Source organism: Hymenobacter frigidus, from assembly GCF_014640435.1.
In the GTDB taxonomy this organism is placed as follows: domain Bacteria; phylum Bacteroidota; class Bacteroidia; order Cytophagales; family Hymenobacteraceae; genus Hymenobacter; species Hymenobacter frigidus.
In genome coordinates this window covers 38,156-58,346 of sequence record NZ_BMGY01000026.1, presented here as the reverse complement: position 1 = coordinate 58,346, position 20,191 = coordinate 38,156, and the positions used below count along the sequence as shown (strand labels likewise).

Here is a 20,191-nt window from a genome sequence, read left to right as displayed (position 1 = left end):
TGTAAAAAAAGAGCCCAAGGCTTCCGGTGTGGTGTAAAACGTTCAGACCATGAGGCTGGGCTAGTGGAAGTACCTCTGCTGAAGCAGTATACTCCCGTCGAGGTATCGACGTGGTAGCAATGCTTCGCCAAGCGCAGCCTCACGTTCAATCAGTTAAATAGTCGCGCACAAGTAACCGTAGTCACTAAAAAGAACGTCATTCCGAGCTTGTCGAGGAATCTCGCCGGAATCATCCACGCCACCTATTGGCGCGGGCGAAATTCCTCGGCAAGCTCGGAATGACGTTCTTCTTTATCCGGTTACTTATGCGTGGGTACTTAATAATCTTACTCATCAGCCCCGCAGCAGCTTTTCCAGCGTGGCAAGGTGCTGCTGAAACGCTAATTTGCCGACGGCGGTGGCGGTGTAGGTAGTGTTAGGTTTCTTACCGATGAATTGCTTGCTGACCAGAACGTACTCGGCTTTTTCGAGGGCCGCGACATGGCTGGCGAGGTTGCCATCCGTAAGGTCGAGGGCTTCTTTGAGCTCGTTGAAGCTAACGGAATCGTTGGCCATCAGCACGGCCATCACGCCCAGCCGCACGCGGTGGTCGAAAGCCTTGTTAAGCGCGTGGATGAGGTGCTTCACGCGGACACAACGGGTTTAGAAGCCGCGCCCGGCCGCTCGTAGCGGTTGTACATCAGCAGGCCGTAGCCGATGTGGCCCAGGCCAAAGCCCAGGGCGAAGAACATCAGCCCCCAGCCCGGCAGCAGCAGGCACACCAACCCCAGGCCAATCTGGGTGAGGCCAAGCCAGCGAATTTCGTCCAGCGTAAATTTGCTGGCGTTGAGCAGCGCCAGGCCGTAGAACACCAACAGGCCGGGCACCACCATGCCGGCGTCGCCGCCGAGGTAAAGCCGGAGGCAAAACAAGCCGCCCGTCACCAGCGGCACGGCCAGCGCCGTGGCCAACCGCCGCGCTGGGCCGCTCCACAGCGTTTGCCCATCGTGCCGGGTGCGCCGCCGCGTAAAGTAAACCGCTACCAGCAGCGCTACGCCAATCATCACGCTAGCCAGCAGCAGCAGAAACGGCAGCGCCGCCTGCCGCTCGGCCGCGGTGCTGGCAATAAGGTGGCGGTAGCCAGCGTCACCGTACTCGCTCGGGTAGTGGCTTTGCAAGTAAAAATTGCCGGCTGCCGCGCCCACCAGCGCCACCACCCCCGCTCCCACCCCACTTAGGCCGGACAGCGACAAAAAGCGCGAGCTGCGCTCCATGATGGCGCGAATTTCGGTGAGCTGGGCAAGCGGGTCGGCAGGGGCGGCTGGCTTCATATTAGTTAAAGTACTTTGTAATGCAAAGCTATGTATTAAAAGCTTATATTTCGACCACTCAACAAAAAAGTTTGCATGAAATCACCGCTGGAAAAGACAGACTCTTGGAAGCATGCTTCGATGCTGTGGCTTACAGCCAATGTGGTTGGGACCGTTCTGTTGGGTTTATGGCTACTTACCAAAGGCGACAGCAACTTTGTCGCAGCGCCAATAATCGGTTTTTTTGCTGCGGGGATTTCTCTTCCCATCATTCTGTTATCAGTTCCGCTTTTCAACCATATTCTACAGTTGCCCAATAAACAAGAACGATTTTACCTTACTTTCCTGGCCGTCACCGCGCTATTCGCTGTCACTATTGGCTTGGTAAACATTGTTAAGCAGTCGCGCATAAGTAACCGTAGTCAATCAAAAAGAACGTCATTCCGAGCTTGCCGAGGAATCTCGCCGGAGTCATCCGCGCCGCCCACTGGCGCGAGCGAGATTCCTCGGCAAGCTCGGAATGACGTTCTTCTTTATCCGGTTACTTATGCGTGGGCACTTAATCTGGAGTTCAATCTGCCGGCATCGGCAATTGTCGAGTTATTATTCCCTTTCTATTTGGGGGCATTTGTTGCTACCGGCTTGGAATATCAGCAGTGGCTTTTCCGAGCTGATGAGTAGCCGGCCGGCATCGAAACGTATGGTCCGGGGCGCTTGTGCATCCTACGGACTAATGAGCAGAGGTAGCGGCGGCTGGAATTTCTGCGTATTGTTGGGCTATGCGCGTCCGTCTCCGTCTGTTTGAGTTTGAAGATTTGCCTTGGTTTCCGGCCGTTATCCGAGCCGGAATGATGGACTACCTGCGGTTCATGATTTCGGCGCTGGGCACCTACCGGCCCATTGCGCCACTGCTGGCCGAAGGCCTCGCCCGCACCCACCAAACCCAACTGCTGGAACTGGGGGCCGGGGCCGGGGGCGGTACCGAAACCGTACTGGCCGCCCTGCGCGCCCACGGCCAGCTCAATACCACCATCACCCTCACCGACTTATACCCCCAGCCAGCCGCCTGGGCCGATATAGCCCGCCGCACCCACGGGGCCATTGGCTACGAGCCGGCGGTGGTGAATGCCTTGGCCGTGCCGGCCCACCTGGCCGGTTTTCGCACCATTTTCTCGGCCTTCCACCACTTCCCGCCCGCGGCGGCCAAGGCCCTGCTGCGCGATGCCGTGCAGGCCCGCACCGGCATCGGCGTGTTTGAGGGCGCGGGCAAGCACTGGGCCGAGCTGCTGCTGGCCGTAACGGTGCTGCCGGTGGCGCAGCTGCTGCTCACGCCGTTTTTCCGGCCCTTCCGGCTCAGCCGTTTGGTGTTTACCTATTTGATTCCCATTATTCCTCTCTGTACTATTTGGGATGGCTCGGTGTCGCTGCTGCGCATGTACTCAACTAACGAGCTATTGGCCCTGGCTCAAGCAGCCGACCCAACAGGTCAGTTTGTGTGGCAGGCGGGCAAAAAACAGCATTGGTGGGGCCCGCAAGTGACCTATTTGATAGGCTGGCCCGCAATTCAGTCAACAGTTACACTCGTTGCGAAGTAAAGGGCGAAAATAGGCCGGAGGATGTAGCGACGCAGCCCTTCGCGGCTCAGCGTTTGCGCCACCTGGATGTCATCTAGAGCAGTTTCGAAGTTTGTGTACGTGTACGTGTAGCGTGGACTCTGCGAGTCCGCGCCCGGCCCGGCCGACACGCGGACTCGCAGAGTCCACGCTACACGTACACTAACCCCGGAAACGCTTTAACGCCGAGACGCGAAGGGCCGCATCCTTACATCGTTCTCGCAGACCACTTCGGGATACGTGCAGCAGGCAAAAGTGAGCCGTTCCCAACGCCAGTTGGCCACCTTTGCTCACCTTTGCCCATTATCATTTAATTACTAACAGCTCTCTATTCCTTGCTGACTGCTTATAAAAAGGCGCTGCCACTGCTGCGCATCCCGTTTTCCATTTACCTCATGCCCGTGTTTTGGTTTGGGCTGAGCGCCCTGCGCGGGCCATGGAGCGGGTGGCGGGCCCTGGGCGTGTTCGTGGTGCTGCACCTGCTGGCCTACCCGGCTTCCAACGGCTACAACTCCTACTACGACAAGGACGAAGGCAGCATCGGCGGCTTAAAAACACCCCCCAAAGTCACTCCGGAGCTGCTGCACCTCGTCTGGGCGTTTGATGCGCTGGCCGTGGCGGGCGCGACGCTGCTTTCATTGCCATTTGCGGCGCTGGTGGTAATTTATCTACTGATTTCGAAAGCCTATAGCTACGAAGGCATTCGCCTCAAGAAATACCCACTGCTGAGCACGCTGGTGGTGGTCATCTTTCAGGGCGCATTTACGCTGCTGATGACGCAAGTGGGCGTGGGCGCTACCACGGCCCAGCTTTTCGAGAAGTCCAACCTGCTGCTGGCCTTGGTCAGCACCTTGTTTTTGTGCGGGTCCTACCCGCTCACGCAGGTGTACCAGCACGAGGAAGATGCCCGGCGCGGCGACCGTACCCTGAGCCTGCGGCTGGGTATCCGGGGCACATTCATCTTTGCGGCGGTGGGCTTGCTGGCCGGCGCGGCAGCGCTGGGCCTGGCCTATTGGCTGCGCCAGGAAATCCGGCCGCTGCTGATTTTTCTGGTGGCTACCGGGCCGGTGGTGGCCCTGTTCGGCCGCTGGGCCTGGCTGGTGTGGCATGATGAAACCGCTGCCGATTTCGAGCACACCATGCGCATGAACCAAGTGTCTTCGCTGTGCCTGAGCGCGGCTTTCATCACCATGCTGCTATGGCGCTGAGGCTCCTCCGCTAGCCCACCGCACTAACCCACGGGGCCATCAGCCACGTATTCAGTATTCGGCTTACCTAATCTTTCCTGTCTTATGCGCTTCGCCTGGCTCACCTTATTGCCGCTGCTGACAGCTTGCAACTCCACTCCCTCGGCCGTGAATGAAGGGGCCGCTGCCCGCGTGGCCGACCGCGACACTACCGCCCTGCCGGCTCCTGATACCGCCAGCGCAAAAGCTGTTTCGGCCGTGAGCGACACGCTACGGGTGGCGCGCCAGACGCATAATTTCAGCCAGCCAGAAGGGCCGGCCGATGTGTTCCAGCTAGTCTTTCGCGGCCCGTCCATCCTGGAAGGCACTGGCGAGTTCACCATCACCGACCCCAGCGGCCAGGTCATCTTCCGGGAAATGCTAACCGAGCCCGACCTCGAAGCCGCCCTAGTATATGAGATGAAAGGCCCCACCGCCACCCGCGCCGAACGCGAAACCTTCGTACTGCGGCGCATCGACCGGTTTTTCCTGCCCACGCAGTTTCACACGCCCGCCGTTGGTCCCGAAGCTACCTTCCCGAAAGGAATAGAAAACCTTGACCGCGCCACCTGGAACGACCTGCACCAGCGTCCGGACGCCATACGCTTCGATTACCTCAAAGGCAAGGAAGACCGTCGCCAAATCGCCTGGTCGCCGCTCAAAAAACAGACCGTTCGGGTACAGTAGACCTGTTTATTGGCCAAACCGACCACCGGCAACTAGCCACCGGCTTCCTCGCGTAGAAGCTGCTCCAGGCCCGAGCGCAGCTGCTCGTAGGGCTGGTAGCCACGGGCCAGCACGTAGCCCTGCTCCCCGAGCCGCAGCACCGTGGTGGGAAAGCCCTGCACGCCAATACGGGCCACGGCCGCAAATTCCTGCTGGGCAGCGCGAGCCGTTTCGGGAGCAGCCCACTGCCGCTGAAACTCGGCGGATTCTACGCCAAATGGGACCAACAACGCCTCGTACGTGGCCGCATTATTCAGGTCAAGGCCGTCGCGAAACAGGGCCGTCTGCACGGCGTGGGCAAAGACCACGGCACGAGCGGGGTCCTGCGTAATCTGACGGAAGGCCACGATGGCCCGGCTCGGCGGCTCCGAGTCGTACTGGTAAGTCCCGGCTTCGCCCAGCGCTTTAAAGGCGGCCCCAAACTGCACCCCAGTGGCCCCTTCGACGTCGCCCAACGCGTTTTTGATATACGCCCAGCTACCGGCGATGGGGCCGGCATCGGCTCCGCGCACCATGCCACCACACAGCACCGATACGCTAATCCGACCCGTAAAATCCGCTTGCAGCCGGTTGATAATCGGGCTCATGCCGTAGCACCAGCCACATAGCGGGTCGTGGATGTAGAGAAGTTCGGGCAAAGCGGCCGGCAAGTTGGGGTCCATGAGCAAAAATGTTTTGCCCAAAAATAGCTCTTGGCACGCAGCCCGAGGGCTCTCGGAACGTGCATGACATTTTTTTTGGCAGCAATGAATTTATTCTCCCAACCCTGGGTTTGGAAGATACTATCTAACGGTATTGAAGTGAACAATTTTTATACGTTCACCTATCTTTGTCGACTATAAATATTCTATCAAAAGCCCATTACAGAAATGTAGTGGGCTTTTTGCGTAAACAATTTGGGAAAGCTGTTCTATTACAGCAAAATGCATAATTCAAATAGGCTTTATTTTGAATGAGCCGCTTTAACAAGCCAGACATTTCTAACTATTACCCGATAATTGCCACGGATTTACACGAGCGAAAATCAGTAGTTGACTGTACTACCACAAAAAAAGGACGAGCCCACGCGGGCCCGTCCTTTTTGCTAGAAGAAGCTTCACCAAACAGCTTCTTAGCCGTTCATGGCCAGCAGGAATTCTTCGTTGTCCTTGGTGCCTTTGATGCGGTCCTTGAGGAATTCCATGGCCTCGGTGGCCGTCATGTCCGACATGAACTTGCGGAGCACCCACACGCGGTTCAGCTCGTCCTTGCTCATCAGCAGGTCTTCGCGGCGGGTGCCGGAAGCCGGAATGTCGATGGCCGGGAACACGCGCTTGTTGGCCAGCTTGCGGTCCAGCTGCAGTTCCATGTTGCCAGTGCCTTTGAATTCTTCGAAAATAACCTCGTCCATCTTGGAGCCGGTTTCGATGAGGGCCGTGGCGACGATGGTGAGCGAGCCGCCGCCTTCCACATTGCGGGCCGCACCGAAGAAACGCTTGGGCTTTTGCAGGGCACCGGCGTCGATACCACCCGAAAGAACGCGCGACGAGCTGGGCTGCACCGTGTTGTAAGCCCGCGCCAGGCGGGTAATGGAGTCGAGCAGAATTACCACGTCGTGGCCGCACTCCACGAGGCGACGGGCCTTGTCGAGGGCCATTTCGGCAATTTTCACGTGGCGGTCGGCCGTTTCGTCGAAAGTCGAACTGAGCACCTCAGCCTTCACGGTGCGGGCCATGTCGGTCACTTCCTCGGGCCGCTCGTCGATAAGCAGAATCATCAAGTATACTTCGGGGTGGTTCTCAGAAATGGCGTTGGCTATTTCCTGGAGCAATACCGTCTTACCCGTTTTGGGCTGGGCCACGATGAGGCCCCGCTGGCCTTTGCCGATGGGCGCAAACAAGTCGAGCACGCGGGTGCTGATTTGGCTGGACTTGGTGCTCAGCTTCATGCGCTGGTCGGCAAAGAGCGGGGTGAGGTGGCTGAACGGCACCCGGTCGCGGACTTCCTCCACGGTGCGGCCGTTCATGCTGTCCACGCCCACCAGGGCGAAGTATTTTTCGCCCTCGCGCGGTGGCCGGATGGTGGCCACCACCGTATCGCCGGGCTTCATGGCGAACTGCTTCACCTGCTGCGGCGACACGTAGATGTCGTCGGGCGAGGTCAGGTAATTGTAGTAAGGCGAGCGCAGGAAGCCATAGCCGCCGTCGGGCATCAACTCAAACGTGCCACCGCCGGGTACCACCAGGTCGAGGTCCTGGCGGGCGGGACGCTGTTGCTGCTGATTTTGATTCTGGCCCGGATTCTGGCCCTGGGGCTGGTCGGTGCGGGGCGAGCCGTCGGGGTTTTGCTGGCGTTGCTGGCGTTGCAGGTCGCGCTGGGCATAACGTTCCTCACGGGTCAGGTTGCGGTTGTTGTCGCGGTCCTGATTGTTGCGGGGCTGGTCGTTACGCGGCTGGTCGTTGCGGGGCGTTTGGTCGTTGCGGGGCTGCTGCTCCTGGCGCGGCTGCTGGTCCTGGCGGGGCTGGCGCTGGTCGCGGTTATCGCGGCCTTCCCGGTTGTCACGCTCGAAGCGGTCGGCGCGGTTTTCGCGGCGGTCGCCAAAGCTATTGCTGCCCGATTGGCGGCGGTTGTCGCCGTTAGCATCGCGGGTTTCAGCTCCGGCTTCAGCGGGTGCAGCAGCGGCAGCAGCTTCGGCCGCAACTTTTTCAGCGGCCATTTCGGCGGCGCGCTGCTCCGTGATGGGGCGGCCGGCACGGTCGACCCGCTCACGACGGGGGCGTTCGGCGCGCTGGTTATTGGGGTTCTGGTCAGTAGAGCCAGCAGCAGAAGCGGCTGAATCTTCGGTAGATGTGCTCTCAAAGGTCTCGGGCTCCTGCGCGAGGGTGGCACCGGTGGCTTCAAAAGGCGCTACCAACGCCAAGCCTTCGATAGAATCCAATATTTCCACGGTGGGTGCCTCAGCTACGACGGGAGCTTCGGCAACTGGGGCGGCGGCTTCGCGGCGGGGCTCGCGGGGTGGGCGGCTGGCCGGGGCCTTGGCTATGGGTGGGGCCACGTCGGAGAAGGGCTGCTCGGCGGTGCTGGGAGCGGGCCGGCGAGCGGCAACGGCACGGGCAGTGCTGCGCGGGGCGGATGCGGGAGCGGCAGGAGCAGTAACAGCAGCTGGGGCAGCAATAACAGCAGCAACAACGGGCGCGCTTTGGGCCGGGGCTTCACCAGCGCCTGGGGTCAGGGCCTGCTGGTCGAGAATCTTATAAATCAGGTCCTGCTTGCTCAGTCGCTTGAAGTTGCCCACATTGAGTTGCTCGGCAATTTCTTTGAGGTCCGACAGCAGTCGGTCCTTTAACTCGTTAATGGTGTGCATAAATTGAATAATGGGGGGAACATCGGCGGGAAGCGGGAGCGGGTGGCCCGGTGGGGCGCATTGCGGGCTCAGAAATGCCAGCTACGGCACGGAAGCGGCCAAACCGCTCTCATAGTGTTTGCAGAGTACGCGGGCTGGAAAATAGCAGCTCGCGGCGCGCACTAAATAGGCAAGAAAGTAGGGACAGAGCGGGCCGTGGGCGGTTCAGCAAAAGATGGACCGAAAGCAGGCACCATGGCCCGCTGGCCCAGCCACGGCGGCCGGTTGCTCCCGCAATGTTAGCGCATTACGAGCAAACTGCCAAATCGGATACGGGCCAGCGAAACTTCTTGGGGAAGGCGCAGCCGAAAGAAACGGCCTCTCCGTTTTCCTTGCGACCTTTGCCCGCATTCCAATTCGCCCTTATGCTGCAACTTTCCGTTCTCCGCGACCAGACTGACTTTGTGCTGGCCGGCCTCGCCAAAAAACGCTACGCCACCGGCCCGGCCGACGTGGCCGCCATCCTCGACCTCGACCAGCGCCGCCGCGCCCTGCAAACCAGCCACGACGCCTCCCAAGCCGAAGCCAACGAGCTTGCCCGCCAAATCGGCGGCCTGATGAAAGCCGGCGACAAAACCGGGGCCGAAACCCTTAAGGCCCGTACCGCCGAGCTCAAGCAGCACACCCAAGCCGCCGCTACCGAGCTGGCCCAGGTGGAAAAAGAGCAGCAGCAGTTCCTCTACAAGCTGCCCAACCTGCCCCACGCCAGCGTGCCCGAAGGCCGCGCCGCCCAGGACAACGAAGTAGTGCGCGAGCACGGCACCAAGCCCGAGCTCGGCCCTGAGGCCCAAGCGCACTGGGACCTGATTAAGAAGTACGACATCATCGATTTCGAGCTGGGAAATAAGATTACCGGCGCGGGCTTCCCGGTGTATAAAGGCCAGGGGGCGCGACTCCAGCGGGCGCTTATCAATTTTTTCCTGGATGAGGCGCGGGCGGCCGGCTACACCGAGATGCAGCCCCCGATACTGGTGAACGAGGCCAGCGGCTACGGCACCGGCCAGCTCCCCGACAAGGAGGGCCAGATGTATCACGACGCCAAGGACGACCTCTACCTCATCCCCACGGCCGAGGTGCCGCTGACCAATATTTACCGCGACGAAATCATTCCCCTCGAAAAGCTGCCCGTGCGCATTGCCGGCCACACGCCCTGCTTCCGCCGCGAGGCCGGCTCCTGGGGGGCCGATGTGCGCGGCCTCAACCGCCTGCACCAGTTCGACAAGGTAGAAATTGTGCAAATCACGGAACCGGAGCACAGCTATGCCGCGCTGGATACCATGGTAGCCCACATCGAAAGCCTGCTGCAAAAGCTGGAACTCCCCTACCGCGTGCTGCGCCTCTGCGGCGGCGACATGGGCTTCACCAGCGCCCTGACCTTTGACTTGGAGGTGTGGAGCGCCGCCCAGGGCCGCTGGCTCGAAGTAAGCTCCGCTTCCAATTTCGAAACCTATCAGGCCAACCGCCTCAAGTGCCGCTACAAAGTGGAGGGCGGCAAAACGCAGCTGCTGCACACGCTGAACGGCTCGGCGCTGGCGCTGCCCCGCATCGTGGCGGCGCTGCTGGAAAATAACCAGACGGCGGCGGGCATCGAGTTGCCGGCGGTGCTGCACAGCTACTGCGGATTCAGCAGGATTGGGTAGAACCTGACTTTTAGAAAAAGCCCCGCCTGTTGGAAATCAGACGGGGCTTTTTTGTTGATTCAACCTTCAAAAAAGCTCCGACCTGCGCGCCACTAGCGGCCGGGCATCGGTTTTAATATCCTCCTGGCCAAAGCCACAGGCAGCGCAAAACCGAGCAGCCGGCGTGCGGAGAGGTTTGCGGCAGTTGGGGCAGGGCGGACCGTACTGGTCTACTTGGTGGTGCATCACGGCATTGGGGTTAGTTTCTTCAAAACCCGTCAGCAGCTTATACATTTCCAGGAAGGCTTGGAATCTTTGCGCTACTCCCTGCAGCTGGATGGGCGCAATGACTTTCCCCCGGCGGCGGGCTTCTGCTTCCACGAAAAGCATCCCGCGCTGCTTAGCTTCCCCAACCAGCAGGTATTCTTCGGGCTCTAGCATCGGTATTTCCTGCTGGCAGCGCCAGCACCACAGCATTTTCATAAACTAATGTTCCACCATTTCCTCATCCACATAGCACCAGAGTCACCGTTCGCCGGGCTCGGCCGATGATACCACTGGGTGGCTGCTGACGTGAAGATGCTTGAGGGTATGCTTGTTTTTAGAAGAGTCACAGCAGCCGACGTGGCCGCACTCCTGGCATGCACGCAGGTGAACCCACAATCGTCGAGGGCTACACATTCAGAGCAACTATGCTGAGGAGCAGTTTTGATGTTGGTGAGGGCGGCAAGGTGCTGGCAGGGCTCGGGCATAGCTGATATGGTCAAGAAACAAACGAACCACGCCCTAGCGGCCGTCGCGGGCTGGGGGCAATTCCAAATTCAAACTTTGGTCGCGCATACACTTAAAATGACCTTGCGGGCACTTATCAAATCCAATTTTGGAGCAGGGCCGACAGCTTAGGCCCGGCACTTCGAGAACCCGAAAATCGGTGCGGTACGGGTACATGCCAAAGGCCGGCACGGTGTTGCCCCACACACTGAAAATCTCCTTGCTAAAAGCAGCCGCAATGTGCATCAGACCGGTATCGTGGCTCACTACAAAATCGGCCTGCCGGAGCAGCGAGGCCGATTGGTGCAGCGAATATTGCCCACAGCCGTTGTGAATCAATGGTGGGCTTGGTTGCTGAACCGGGGAATTTTTGGGGAAATAATACGGGCTGTCGGGTACGGCAGCGGTGGGCTGAGCAGTAGCAGCCCGCGTCGCAAAGGCTTCTTCGATGATGTGGCCGATGCTCTCATCCTCGGGGCCGCCGAGCAGCATTACGGGGCGCGGAGCTAGCTTGGCACACAGCTCAATAAGCTTCTCAACGGGCAGGCGCTTGGTGGCGTGCTGCGCGCCGATGGCCACGGCCACGTAGCCGCGCTGGAATGGCGCGGGCAGCGTGGCGAGGTCGACTTCCTGCCCGACTGGAATAAAGTAGTCGAGGCCCCGGCCGTCATCCGTCACACCCAGCGGCGCGGCGGCCGCCAGGTAGCGCTGCACAATGTGCACGCGCGGCAGCCGGTCAATCTTGAAGTTGACCAGCAGCCATTTCTGCCAGTTCAGCTTGTCGAAACTGCTGGATTTCACGCCCAGCTGCAGCTTGATGAGGCGGGTGCGCAGGTTGTTGTGCAGGTCGATGATGTAGTCGAACCGCTCGGCTTTTAACTCCTGCACCAGTTCGCCCAAACTGCCGGTCAGGCAATGCACCTTGGTGATGTAGGGGTTGGGCTCCAGCAGGCCACGGTAGCCGGGCTTGGTGGCAAAATGGACTTCCGCGCCCGTCACCTGCTGCGCCAGCGCCCGCACCACGGGCGTGGTCAGGACGATGTCGCCAATGGAGGAGAAGCGGAGAACCAGGATTTTCATGCCCCGCCCCTATTCAAACAACGACTTTTTGTACTCCAGCGGCGGCGTGATGTTGGCCTTACGGGCTTCGAAATACGCGGCCATTTCCTCCACCGATTTGGCGTTGAACGTCATCTCCTTGGTTAGGTGGCCCTTGCGGCCCATGAGCACGCCGTAGCGCATGTCCTCGTAGCCGTTGGTGTGGTGGGCGTCGGGGTTGATGCTGAGCTGCACGCCCTGGTCCAGGGCGTAGCGCACCCAGCGCCAGTCCAGGTCGAGCCGCCAGGGGTTGGCGTTGATTTCGATGATGACCTTGTGCTGGGCGCAGGCGTCAATCACGGCCTTGTAGTTGATGGGGTAGCCCTGGCGGCGCAGCAGCAGGCGGCCGGTGGGGTGCCCCAGCATGGTGGTATAAGGGTTTTCGATGGCCCGCAGCAGGCGGTTGGTGGCCCTGGCCTCGTCCATCTTCAGGTTGGAATGCACCGAGGCCACGATGAAATCAAAGCTGGCCAGTACCTCAGACGGGTAGTCCAGGGAGCCGTCGCCAAGAATGTCGCTTTCGATACCCTTAAAGATGCGGAACGGGGCCAGCTCCGCGTTCAGCGCGTCGATTTCCTGGTGCTGCTGGCGCACGCGCTCCACGCTCAGGCCGTTGGCGTAGTGGGCGGCCTGGCTGTGGTCGCACAGGCCGAGGTACTGGTAATTGTGGTCGCGCAGCCAGGTAGCCATCTCGCGGATGCTGTGGTTGCCGTCGGAATACGTGCTGTGGTTGTGCAGGGAGCCGCGCAGGTCGCCGTCTTCGAGCAGGTGGGGCAGCTTTTGCTCGGCGGCGAGGGCGATTTCGCCCAGGCCTTCGCGCAACTCGGGCACGATGAATTGCAGGCCGGCTTTCTCGTACAACGCTTCCTCCTGCTGGAATTTCTCGCGCCGCGCCCACTGGCGCAGGGTGGCTGACTGGCCCGGCAGTGGTTCGCTCAGGTGCGCTTCGGCGGCGGAATTCAGGAAAACTTCGGTGGTAAAATCTGCGGGAGCCACCAATAGCACCTCAACTTGCACGCCCGATTCGGTGGCCGTGCCGCGCCAGGCAAACGGCCCCGAGCGGCGCGGGTCCGCCACGAGCCCGGCCAGGCCGCTGAGGAGCTTATGGGCCTCCTCGGGCTTTTCGGTGGCCGCTACCAGGCCCACGGTTTCCACGGTTTCGAGGCGGCGGCGGATTTCGCCGGCTACGGCCACTTGCTCGGTCTTTAGCGCATCGCGCAGGTGCTGGGCCAGCTCATCGGCCAGCTTCTCGGCTTGTGGGTAAAGCAGCTTGCCCTTGCTTTGGCCGGCAAATTCCAAGGATTCCAGGATGCCTTCCTGGGTCTTTTTGCCGAAGCCTTTCAGCTTGCTTACCTGGTCGGTTTCGGCGGCTTCGCGCAGCTGTTCGGCGGTTTCGATGCCCAGCTCGCGCCACAGACTGCGAATTTTCTTGGGGCCAATGCCTTTGATGCCCAGCATTTCGACCACGCCGGGCGGCGTGATTTCGAGTAGGCGCTGCAGGTCCGAAAACGTACCGGTATCGAGCAGCTCGGCTACTTTGGCGGCGGCGGTTTTGCTCAGACCGGTGCGGTCGGGCAGGCCGGCGCGCTCCACTTCGGCCACCGGAAAGCTCAGGGCTTCGAGGGCGCTGGCCGTGCCTTCGATGGCGCGGATTTTGAACGGGTTTTCGTCGTGCAGCTCCATCAGCTGGGCGGTCAGCTTGAAGGCACGGGTCAGGGCGCGATTATCCACGGGAATGGGGGTTTGGGGCAACGAATGTAGCGTATCAGGCTGCTTTTGACGGGCCGGGTGCCAGTCGCCTTCCCCCTACCGTCCTGATTTACGTTACCTTTCCGGTCCCATTATTTCGCAGAGCTTCCTGTTTATGTTGCATTCCACTGCCCGGCTGCTGCCGCTTTCCCTGTTGTTGCTGGCCGCAACGTGCAAGCCCAATGACTCTTCAAATAAGGCCGCCGCGCCGGCCCTCAAACAACTGGAAGGAACCTGGCTGGTTTCGCGCGAGGAGAACGCCGGCGACACGCTCGTGTACCGCCCCAACACCTACCATTTTCCACCATCCCGCGGCCGCACGGGCTTTGCCTTCAAACCGTTCGGCCGGTTCGAGCAGTTCGATATTGCGCCCACCGATGGCCTGGCCGGCCGCGCCGGCACTTGGACCGCCAACGGCAGCTCCCGCCTGCGCATCCACCTCACCGAGGGCACGGAGCCCGATTACACGCTGGAAATTATCTCCCTTGAAAAGCAGGTGCTGAAGCTGCGGCGGCTACCCTAGTCTCTCTAAGAAGCTGTTTGGGTTAATAAAACGGTCATGCTGAGCTTGTCGAAGCATCTCTACCGCTTCGTTGCACCGGCTCAAGCGAAGCGGTAGAGATGCTTCGACAAGCTCAGCATGACCGTTTCAGAATGATTTTAGCTAACTCAAACAGCTTCTTAGTTGAGGGTGGGGCAGTTGCTACAGCTGGAAAGGAGCATTTTGCAGAATGCCCCCGCGGGAACAGCGGTTCGTTCACGGTATTTTCATGGGGCTACCGGAAATTTATGGTGCACTATGGCTTACTCACTGGTCCGCGGTGGGCCTGAGTAAAGAACTAGCCGGCGCGCGGCTTCGTTGGCGAAGCACCCATTAAGTGCCCACGCATAAGTAACCGGATAAAGAAGAACGTCATTCCGAGTTTGCCGAGGAATCTCGCTCGCGCCAGTGGGCGGCGCGGATGACTCCGGCAAGATTCCTCGGCAAGCTCGGAATGACGTTCTTTTTGGTTGACTACGGTTACTTGTGCGCGACTGCTTATTTCCCTGCATCTCCCATGTCTTTCGCAACTTCTATTGGCTCCGTGCGGGCTCTCGTACTGAGCCTTGTCCTGCTTAGCGCCGGCCCGGTGCTGGCTCAAAAAACGACCCCCAAGGCCAAAAACACCAAGGTTAAAACCAAGACTTCGGCAGCCACCAGCAACCCGGCGAGTAACACTTCTAAACCAACTGCCATGCCTGGCGTATCGGCTCCCCAGGTGGTGCTGGCTAGCCCGGTGCCAGCCCCAGCGGCCGCACCCGCCGGAAGCGCTGCGGGTTGGGTGGCCGACCTGGGCGCGGCCCAAGCGCAGGCGAAGGCCACCAACCGGCCCATTTTAGCCGTTTTTTCGGGTTCCGACTGGTGCAAGCCCTGCATCATGTACGAGCGGGAAGTATTTTCCCAGCCCGAGTTCGCGGCCTACGCCAAGGACAAATTGGTGCTGGCTCACTTCGATTTTCCACGCCAGAAGAAGAACCAGCCCACCGCCGCCCAGCTAAAGCTGAACGAGGCCGCCGCCGCCCAGCTCAATCGCGAAGGTGATTTTCCGCTGGCCGTTCTCGTTGCCCCCAATGGCAAGGTGCTGGCCAAAACCGGCTACATCACCGGCGGTCCGGCCGCCTTCGCGGCTTACCTGAAAACGGTGGTACCTACGCTGTAAGCAGGCCGTCATTCGTTGGAACCAGCGCAGTGACGACAATCCCAGCCGTTATTTTTTTGCATCCAGATGAAGGCACGTTGGAAATATGGTTTGGTCGTCGGCACGCTGCTGGCTCTGCTCGGGGCCGCGGGGCCCAGCCGGGCCCAACCCGTGGTGCCCCAGCGCCACACTTTCACTCGCAGCGCGCAGCTTATGGGGTCGTACTTCACGTTTACGGTGGTGGTGGCCGATAATGACACGGCCGGGCAGCGTGCCCTGCGGGCCGGCCTGGGCGAAGTGCGGCGTATTGACCACCTGATGTCGTTCTGGGACTCCACCTCCGAAGTGGTGCGCATCAACCGGACGGCGGGCCTGCACCCGGTGGCCGTATCGCCCGAAACCTTCGGCCTGATTAACCGCACCCTGCGCCTGTCCGGGCTCAGCGATGGCGCGTTTGACATCACCTTCGCCAGCGCCGACAAGCTGTATAAGTTCGACCGGCAGGCCCACGCGGCGCTGCCCGACTCGGCCGCCGTCCGGGCGTCGGTGCGGCGCATTGGCTGGCAGAAAATCCAGCTCGATACGGCCAGGCACACGGTTTACCTGCCCGCAACCGGCATGCGCATCAACCTGGCGGGCATTCTGCAAGGCTACGGCCTGCGCCGGGCCAAGCAAGTGCTCGACCATCTGGACATCAGAGGCGGGCTGCTAAACGGCTCGGGCGACATCTACTGCTGGGGCCGGCAGGCCGATGGCTCGCTCTGGCGCGTGGCCATCGGCAACCCCGACCACCCGAACAGCGTGGCCGCCTGAGTCGACGTGACCGATGTGGCCATGGTGACGGCCGGCAACTACGAGCAGTACTTCACGATGGGCCAGCAAGTGTACGGGCACATCATCAACCCGCACACCGGCTACCCATCCATTGGCCTGCGCTCGGTCACCATTATTTGCCCCGATGTGGAGCTGGCCGATGGCCTCGACGAAGTCGTGTTCGTGAAGGGGCCAACCGCCGGCTTGGCGTTCATCAACAGCCTGAAAGGCGTGGACTGCACCCTGATAACCTACGATAACCGCACCCTGGTTTCACGGGGCATGACGCTGAATTACTACCACGGCCCCACCGCCACCCACCCCTGATTTATCTTATTCATATTGTGAAAAACAGCAAGACAAATTCTTTGCGGTGACCGCTCTGTCTGGCGCTACTGGCGTTGCCGCTGGCCGCTGCACTGCCCGGTTGCGTGTCGGTGAAAACGTACCAGAAAATGTACCTCAACGATGAGGACATGAAACTGGCCAGCAAGACCGTGGAAACGCCGGAAACCAATTTCGAAAGCTACCTCGAAGGGGCCGACGGCGGCAAAGTAGGCGGTGGCTGCGGCTGCAACTAACGAACGAAGCATCAGCTCAATCCTTTGAAATACGCTCTCCCCCTTTTTCTTGCGCTGAGCACCCTGGCCCTCCCGGCCCTGGCCCAAACCTAGCCCGGCACCACGCAGGTCCCCAACCGTATCGACGGCTACGGCGCGCCCGTGGGCCCGCCCGTGCCCATGAACCGCGCCGCCAATGAAACCACCATCGACATTATCGGCGGCTACTACCAGCAGGACGGCACCCACGGGGCCGTGGAGGGCGGCCGCGGCACCCAGCAGCTAACCGATGTGTCCCCGGCCATCATCCTCAATATTCCGCTGGATACCGTGAGTCGGCTGTCGGTCAACGTGGGGGCTGACTTTTATTCCTCGGCCTCGACCGACCGGATTGACTTCGCCCTGAGCACGCCCTCGGCGCGCGATGTGCGCACCCACGGCGATTTTGGGTACAGCCGCGAGCACAAGTACCAAGGCATCGTTTGGGGAGTGGGGGCAGGCGTGTCGAAAGAGTACGACTACTTATCGGGCAACGTGACCGGCTCGTTTGCCAAAACCTCGCGCGACGGCAACCGCCAGCTTGGCTTGGCCGGCCAGGTGTTTTTTGACCAAGTGACGCTGATTACGCCCGCCGAGCTGCGCACCGCCATTATCCGCGGCAAAAACGCCTACGGCACCGACACCCGCCAGACGTATAACCTCACGGCCACCTACTCGCAGGTACTCAGTAAGCGCCTGCAAGTAGCCATCAGCACCGAGCTGGTTGCGCAGAACGGCTTGCTGAGCACGCCGTTTCACCGGGTGTATTTTCGGGACAACCCCGACCCAAACCCGGCCCCGCCGCCCAACGGCGACTTTTCGACCAGAGTCGCCACGGCGGCGCGCATCGAAACCCTGCCCCGCTCCCGCTTCAAATACCCCGTTAGCCTGCGTTTGAATTACTACGCGACCGATGTGGTGCAAGTCCGGGCCTTTTACCGCTTTTACAATGATAATTTCGGCATCACGGCCCACACCGCTGAGTTGGAGCTGCCGGTGAAGGTGACGCCGTTTTTCGTGCTCTATCCCTTCTACCGCTACCATATCCAGACGGCGGCCAGGTACTTCGCGCCGTTTCAGCAGCACTCCGTGGCTGACGAATACTACTCGTCGGACTACGACCTGTCGGCTTTCTCAGCCCACAAAACGGGCTTGGGCCTGCGCTACTCGCCGGTGTACGGCCTCACCCGCTTCCGGGTGCCGGGGCAGGATGCGCAGGGCCGGCCGCGCGTGATGCGCCTCCGGTCGCTCGACCTACGCTACGCGCATTACCAGCAGAGCACCGACCTGGTGGCCAACATCGTGAGCTTCGATTTGGGCTTTGCTCTCTGATTAAACCAACGCGGTAGCCGCCGGATTTATTTCCTTTGCGGTGTGCAAACCAGCGGCCGGCCGGCATCTATGCCCGTGTCGGCCGTTTACGTTTGCCCTCACTTTGTCCTTTTCACTATTCTCCTCCGCCCCACTTATGAAGCATTGGCTGGTAAAATCTGAACCCGAAGCGTATTCTTGGACCACTTTCGTAGCCGAAGACGGCACCGCCTGGACCGGCGTGCGCAACTACCAGGCCCGCAACAACCTCAACCTGATGCGGCCCGGCGACCTGGTGCTGTTCTACCACAGCGTGAGCGAAAAAGCCGTGGTCGGCATCGCCGAAGTAGCCGCCCTCGCCGCTCCCGATACCACTGCCGAAGCCGGCTCGCCGTGGGTGGCCGTGCACCTGCGCCCGGTGCAGTCCCTACCCCGGCCCGTGAGCCTGGCCCAGCTCAAGGCCGATGCCCGGCTGGGCGAGCTGGCCCTGCTGCGCCAGTCGCGGCTGTCGGTGCTGCCGGTGCGGCCCGAGGAATTTGACGCCGTGCTGGCGCTAGGCGCGAAATAAAGGCGAGCCTTAGAACTTAAAGCCTGGGTTTGGGTATAACTTTAGGGAAGGCAGTTACTTGGTTTATCAACCGTTGCTCACGGTGCCCAGGCATGAAAATCCGCTACTTTATTTTGTTGCTAATCCTCGGCCTGTTGGCCGGGCCAGCGGCCCTGCACGCGCAAAAAAAGGCGTTGCCCCGGCCCGCCAATGCCCCCCGGCAGCCGGCCCGCACCGAGCTGTTCCTCGACCAGGACAACAGCGACGTGCACGTGCAGCCGCTACCCGCCGATAGCACCGTGGTGCTGCTGCTGGGCCGTGACCAGCCTCTTTCCAGCAAAACCTCTTACGTTTTTCAGCAGTACGACCAGGTCCTGCACCTGCGGCAGGAATTGAAACTGGAAGTACCCGATGAATTTAACTACGTGCGCATGTGCGCCGAGGGCAGCACAGTGTACGCCCTGTTTTCGTCGCGCAGCACGCCCGGCCGGCTATGGGTCGGGGCCTACAATGGCCGCTTGGGCCAGGTGCGTACCCAACAGTACGAAACCCGGTTGAGCCGCGAAATTGTAGAGCTAAAAGCCCTGGATGGCCGCCTATTCGCCACGGTGCTGCTCAACGACCAGCGCCACGTTACGGCCCTGCTGCTGGATGTGGCCACCGGCCAGATGCAGTACCTGGCGTCCATCTACGAGCCGCTGCCCACGCAATTCACCTTCGTGGCCGATGCCGTGAGCCGGCGCGCCGAGTACGTGCTCAGCCAAACCAACGGCCGCAAGTCGCGCCTGCTCCTCAAGCAGCTCACCGACCGCGGGCAGCTCGTGAGCTCCGAATTTGTGCAGGCTGAAAGTGAGCGGAGCCTTATCACGGCCCAGCTCACGCCCCCGCAGGATACCACCGCCCGGCTGCTGATGGGCACTTATTCCCTGCGCGACCCCAACTACGCCCAGGGTCTGTTTGCCACCGACCTGCGCCCCACGGGCACCGTCGGCACCAAGCCGCCCCTGCGCTTCTACGATTTTCTGCGCCTCAAGCACTTTTTCGATTACCTGAAGCCCCAGCGGCAGGCCCGCCTGCGGCAGCGCACCGAGCGCCGCGTGGCCCGCTCGATGCCTCCCCTGCGCTGGCGCTACCGCCTGCTGCTGCACGAGCTGTTACCCCAGGCCGATGGCGGCTACGTGCTGGTGGCCGAAGTGTATTATCCGCATTACCGCTACAACAGCTACAGCAACATGAGCGCGCCAATGAACTACCCAAGTGGCCTTTACGGCTCGGGCAGTTCCCGCATCTTCGACGGCTACCAAACCACCCACGCCCTCGTTTGCGGCTTCGACCGTACCGGCAACCTGCTCTGGGACAATACGTTTGTGGTAGAAAATTTGCGACGGCGAGAATTGGAAGAAGCCGTGCGCCTGCAAACCCTCCCCGATGGCCGACTCGTACTGGCCTACCTCGACGAGGAAAAGCTACGCTACAAGCTGGTTAACCGCGCCGAGTCGTCGCCCAACGACCACCAGGTACCCATCCAGACGGGCCTGGACCCTACCGGCAACGCTGGCCCCGAGCACGCCACCGATACCTGGCAGTCCGACTTGCTGCCGTGGTTTGGCAGCCGGTTCGTGGCATCGGGCTACCAGCGCGTGCGCGTAGAGCGCGGCCCCGACCGCGAAGTCTTTTTCCTTAATTCGGTTGTGTTTTAGGAAACAGTGGCGGGGGCTGATTGGGCCGTTAGCAAACGTGGCAAGGCCTGGGTGCGTACAACCGCCCAA

Annotated in this window: 19 protein-coding genes and 1 pseudogene; 12 read left to right on the top strand and 8 right to left on the bottom strand. The window is 60.8% G+C overall.

Annotated elements, in window-relative coordinates:
- Window positions 1–333: 333 nt before the first annotated feature.
- On the bottom strand, window positions 334–627 hold the full coding sequence (locus IEW17_RS13825; protein WP_188562636.1) for a winged helix-turn-helix domain-containing protein: 294 nt from the start codon (window positions 625–627) through the stop codon (window positions 334–336).
- Entirely contained in the window at window positions 624–1,310 is a 687-nt protein-coding gene (locus IEW17_RS13820) for a hypothetical protein (RefSeq protein WP_188562635.1), read from the bottom strand. The genes IEW17_RS13825 and IEW17_RS13820 overlap by 4 nt, the downstream gene beginning before the upstream one ends.
- A 75-nt stretch (window positions 1,311–1,385) precedes the next feature.
- Here IEW17_RS13820 and IEW17_RS13815 point away from each other — a divergent pair, with 75 nt between their 5' ends.
- The 4 genes from IEW17_RS13815 to IEW17_RS13800 all read left to right on the top strand — a co-directional run bounded on the left by IEW17_RS13815 (window position 1,386) and on the right by IEW17_RS13800 (window position 4,815).
- A complete protein-coding gene (locus tag IEW17_RS13815; protein WP_188562634.1) occupies window positions 1,386–1,970 on the top strand; it encodes a hypothetical protein in 585 nt (194 codons plus the stop codon).
- Between the two features lie 98 nt (window positions 1,971–2,068).
- Complete coding sequence (locus IEW17_RS13810; protein WP_188562633.1) at window positions 2,069–2,884, top strand: class I SAM-dependent methyltransferase; 816 nt, start codon at window positions 2,069–2,071, stop codon at window positions 2,882–2,884.
- Window positions 2,885–3,237: 353 nt separating this feature from the next.
- Window positions 3,238–4,110: a UbiA family prenyltransferase gene (locus IEW17_RS13805; protein WP_229749004.1), complete on the top strand. Its 873-nt coding sequence runs from the start codon at window positions 3,238–3,240 to the stop codon at window positions 4,108–4,110.
- A gap of 84 nt (window positions 4,111–4,194) precedes the next feature.
- On the top strand, window positions 4,195–4,815 hold the full coding sequence (locus IEW17_RS13800) for a hypothetical protein (RefSeq protein WP_188562632.1): 621 nt from the start codon (window positions 4,195–4,197) through the stop codon (window positions 4,813–4,815).
- A 32-nt stretch (window positions 4,816–4,847) separates the two neighbouring features.
- Here IEW17_RS13800 and IEW17_RS13795 read toward each other — a convergent pair whose 3' ends face one another.
- Together IEW17_RS13795 and rho are read right to left on the bottom strand one after the other, a co-directional pair.
- Window positions 4,848–5,516, bottom strand: coding sequence for a DsbA family protein (locus tag IEW17_RS13795; protein WP_188562631.1), 669 nt, complete (start codon window positions 5,514–5,516; stop codon window positions 4,848–4,850).
- 449 nt (window positions 5,517–5,965) lie between these two features.
- Window positions 5,966–8,197 (bottom strand): transcription termination factor Rho, encoded by a 2,232-nt coding sequence (gene rho / locus IEW17_RS13790; RefSeq protein ID WP_188562630.1) that lies wholly within the window; start codon window positions 8,195–8,197, stop codon window positions 5,966–5,968.
- Window positions 8,198–8,601: 404 nt separating this feature from the next.
- Between rho and serS the strand changes: the two genes are divergently transcribed.
- Window positions 8,602–9,876, top strand: coding sequence for a serine--tRNA ligase (serS, locus tag IEW17_RS13785; RefSeq protein WP_188562629.1), 1,275 nt, complete (start codon window positions 8,602–8,604; stop codon window positions 9,874–9,876).
- Between the two features lie 66 nt (window positions 9,877–9,942).
- On the opposite strand, the gene IEW17_RS13780 is transcribed toward serS, so the two are convergent.
- The 4 genes from IEW17_RS13780 to IEW17_RS13765 form a co-directional block, all read right to left on the bottom strand.
- Window positions 9,943–10,338, bottom strand: a complete 396-nt coding sequence (locus IEW17_RS13780; RefSeq protein WP_188562628.1) for a hypothetical protein — start codon at window positions 10,336–10,338, stop codon at window positions 9,943–9,945.
- 42 nt (window positions 10,339–10,380) lie between these two features.
- Complete coding sequence (locus IEW17_RS13775; RefSeq protein WP_229749003.1) at window positions 10,381–10,536, bottom strand: UBP-type zinc finger domain-containing protein; 156 nt, start codon at window positions 10,534–10,536, stop codon at window positions 10,381–10,383.
- A gap of 105 nt (window positions 10,537–10,641) precedes the next feature.
- Window positions 10,642–11,706, bottom strand: a complete 1,065-nt coding sequence (locus IEW17_RS13770) for a glycosyltransferase family 9 protein (protein WP_188562627.1) — start codon at window positions 11,704–11,706, stop codon at window positions 10,642–10,644.
- A gap of 9 nt (window positions 11,707–11,715) precedes the next feature.
- Window positions 11,716–13,455 carry a DNA polymerase/3'-5' exonuclease PolX gene (locus tag IEW17_RS13765; protein WP_188562648.1) on the bottom strand — a complete coding sequence of 580 codons (1,740 nt, stop codon included), beginning with the start codon at window positions 13,453–13,455 and terminating at the stop codon, window positions 11,716–11,718.
- A 133-nt stretch (window positions 13,456–13,588) separates the two neighbouring features.
- On the opposite strand from IEW17_RS13765, the gene IEW17_RS13760 reads away from it, so the two are divergent.
- From IEW17_RS13760 to IEW17_RS13725, 7 genes and pseudogenes are all read left to right on the top strand, one after another.
- Window positions 13,589–13,996 carry a lipocalin family protein gene (locus tag IEW17_RS13760; RefSeq protein WP_188562626.1) on the top strand — a complete coding sequence of 136 codons (408 nt, stop codon included), beginning with the start codon at window positions 13,589–13,591 and terminating at the stop codon, window positions 13,994–13,996.
- Between the two features lie 535 nt (window positions 13,997–14,531).
- Window positions 14,532–15,173 carry a thioredoxin family protein gene (locus IEW17_RS13755; protein WP_188562625.1) on the top strand — a complete coding sequence of 214 codons (642 nt, stop codon included), beginning with the start codon at window positions 14,532–14,534 and terminating at the stop codon, window positions 15,171–15,173.
- Between the two features lie 66 nt (window positions 15,174–15,239).
- Window positions 15,240–16,292, top strand: a pseudogene (locus IEW17_RS20970) (FAD:protein FMN transferase).
- 68 nt (window positions 16,293–16,360) lie between these two features.
- Window positions 16,361–16,546 carry a DUF4266 domain-containing protein gene (locus IEW17_RS13740; RefSeq protein WP_308420621.1) on the top strand — a complete coding sequence of 62 codons (186 nt, stop codon included), beginning with the start codon at window positions 16,361–16,363 and terminating at the stop codon, window positions 16,544–16,546.
- A 159-nt stretch (window positions 16,547–16,705) separates the two neighbouring features.
- Window positions 16,706–17,896, top strand: coding sequence for a DUF3570 domain-containing protein (locus tag IEW17_RS13735; protein ID WP_188562622.1), 1,191 nt, complete (start codon window positions 16,706–16,708; stop codon window positions 17,894–17,896).
- A gap of 136 nt (window positions 17,897–18,032) precedes the next feature.
- Window positions 18,033–18,443, top strand: a complete 411-nt coding sequence (locus IEW17_RS13730) for an EVE domain-containing protein (protein WP_188562621.1) — start codon at window positions 18,033–18,035, stop codon at window positions 18,441–18,443.
- A 92-nt stretch (window positions 18,444–18,535) separates the two neighbouring features.
- Entirely contained in the window at window positions 18,536–20,122 is a 1,587-nt protein-coding gene (locus tag IEW17_RS13725; protein WP_188562620.1) for a hypothetical protein, read from the top strand.
- Window positions 20,123–20,191: the final 69 nt, after the last annotated feature.

Bases quoted from the DNA above. Each gene is read 5' to 3' on its own strand.
- IEW17_RS13820 (WP_188562635.1), bottom strand. From the start codon at position 1,310: ATGAAGCCAGCCGCCCCTGCCGACCCGCTTGCCCAGCTCACCGAAATT.
- IEW17_RS13815 (WP_188562634.1), top strand. From the start codon at position 1,386: ATGAAATCACCGCTGGAAAAGACAGACTCTTGGAAGCATGCTTCGATG.
- IEW17_RS13810 (WP_188562633.1), top strand. From the start codon at position 2,069: ATGCGCGTCCGTCTCCGTCTGTTTGAGTTTGAAGATTTGCCTTGGTTT.
- IEW17_RS13800 (WP_188562632.1), top strand. From the start codon at position 4,195: ATGCGCTTCGCCTGGCTCACCTTATTGCCGCTGCTGACAGCTTGCAAC.
- IEW17_RS13795 (WP_188562631.1), bottom strand. From the start codon at position 5,516: ATGGACCCCAACTTGCCGGCCGCTTTGCCCGAACTTCTCTACATCCAC.
- rho (WP_188562630.1), bottom strand. From the start codon at position 8,197: ATGCACACCATTAACGAGTTAAAGGACCGACTGCTGTCGGACCTCAAA.
- serS (WP_188562629.1), top strand. From the start codon at position 8,602: ATGCTGCAACTTTCCGTTCTCCGCGACCAGACTGACTTTGTGCTGGCC.
- IEW17_RS13780 (WP_188562628.1), bottom strand. From the start codon at position 10,338: ATGAAAATGCTGTGGTGCTGGCGCTGCCAGCAGGAAATACCGATGCTA.
- IEW17_RS13775 (WP_229749003.1), bottom strand. From the start codon at position 10,536: ATGTGTAGCCCTCGACGATTGTGGGTTCACCTGCGTGCATGCCAGGAG.
- IEW17_RS13770 (WP_188562627.1), bottom strand. From the start codon at position 11,706: ATGAAAATCCTGGTTCTCCGCTTCTCCTCCATTGGCGACATCGTCCTG.
- IEW17_RS13760 (WP_188562626.1), top strand. From the start codon at position 13,589: ATGTTGCATTCCACTGCCCGGCTGCTGCCGCTTTCCCTGTTGTTGCTG.
- IEW17_RS13755 (WP_188562625.1), top strand. From the start codon at position 14,532: ATGTCTTTCGCAACTTCTATTGGCTCCGTGCGGGCTCTCGTACTGAGC.
- IEW17_RS13735 (WP_188562622.1), top strand. From the start codon at position 16,706: ATGAACCGCGCCGCCAATGAAACCACCATCGACATTATCGGCGGCTAC.
- IEW17_RS13730 (WP_188562621.1), top strand. From the start codon at position 18,033: ATGAAGCATTGGCTGGTAAAATCTGAACCCGAAGCGTATTCTTGGACC.
- IEW17_RS13725 (WP_188562620.1), top strand. From the start codon at position 18,536: ATGAAAATCCGCTACTTTATTTTGTTGCTAATCCTCGGCCTGTTGGCC.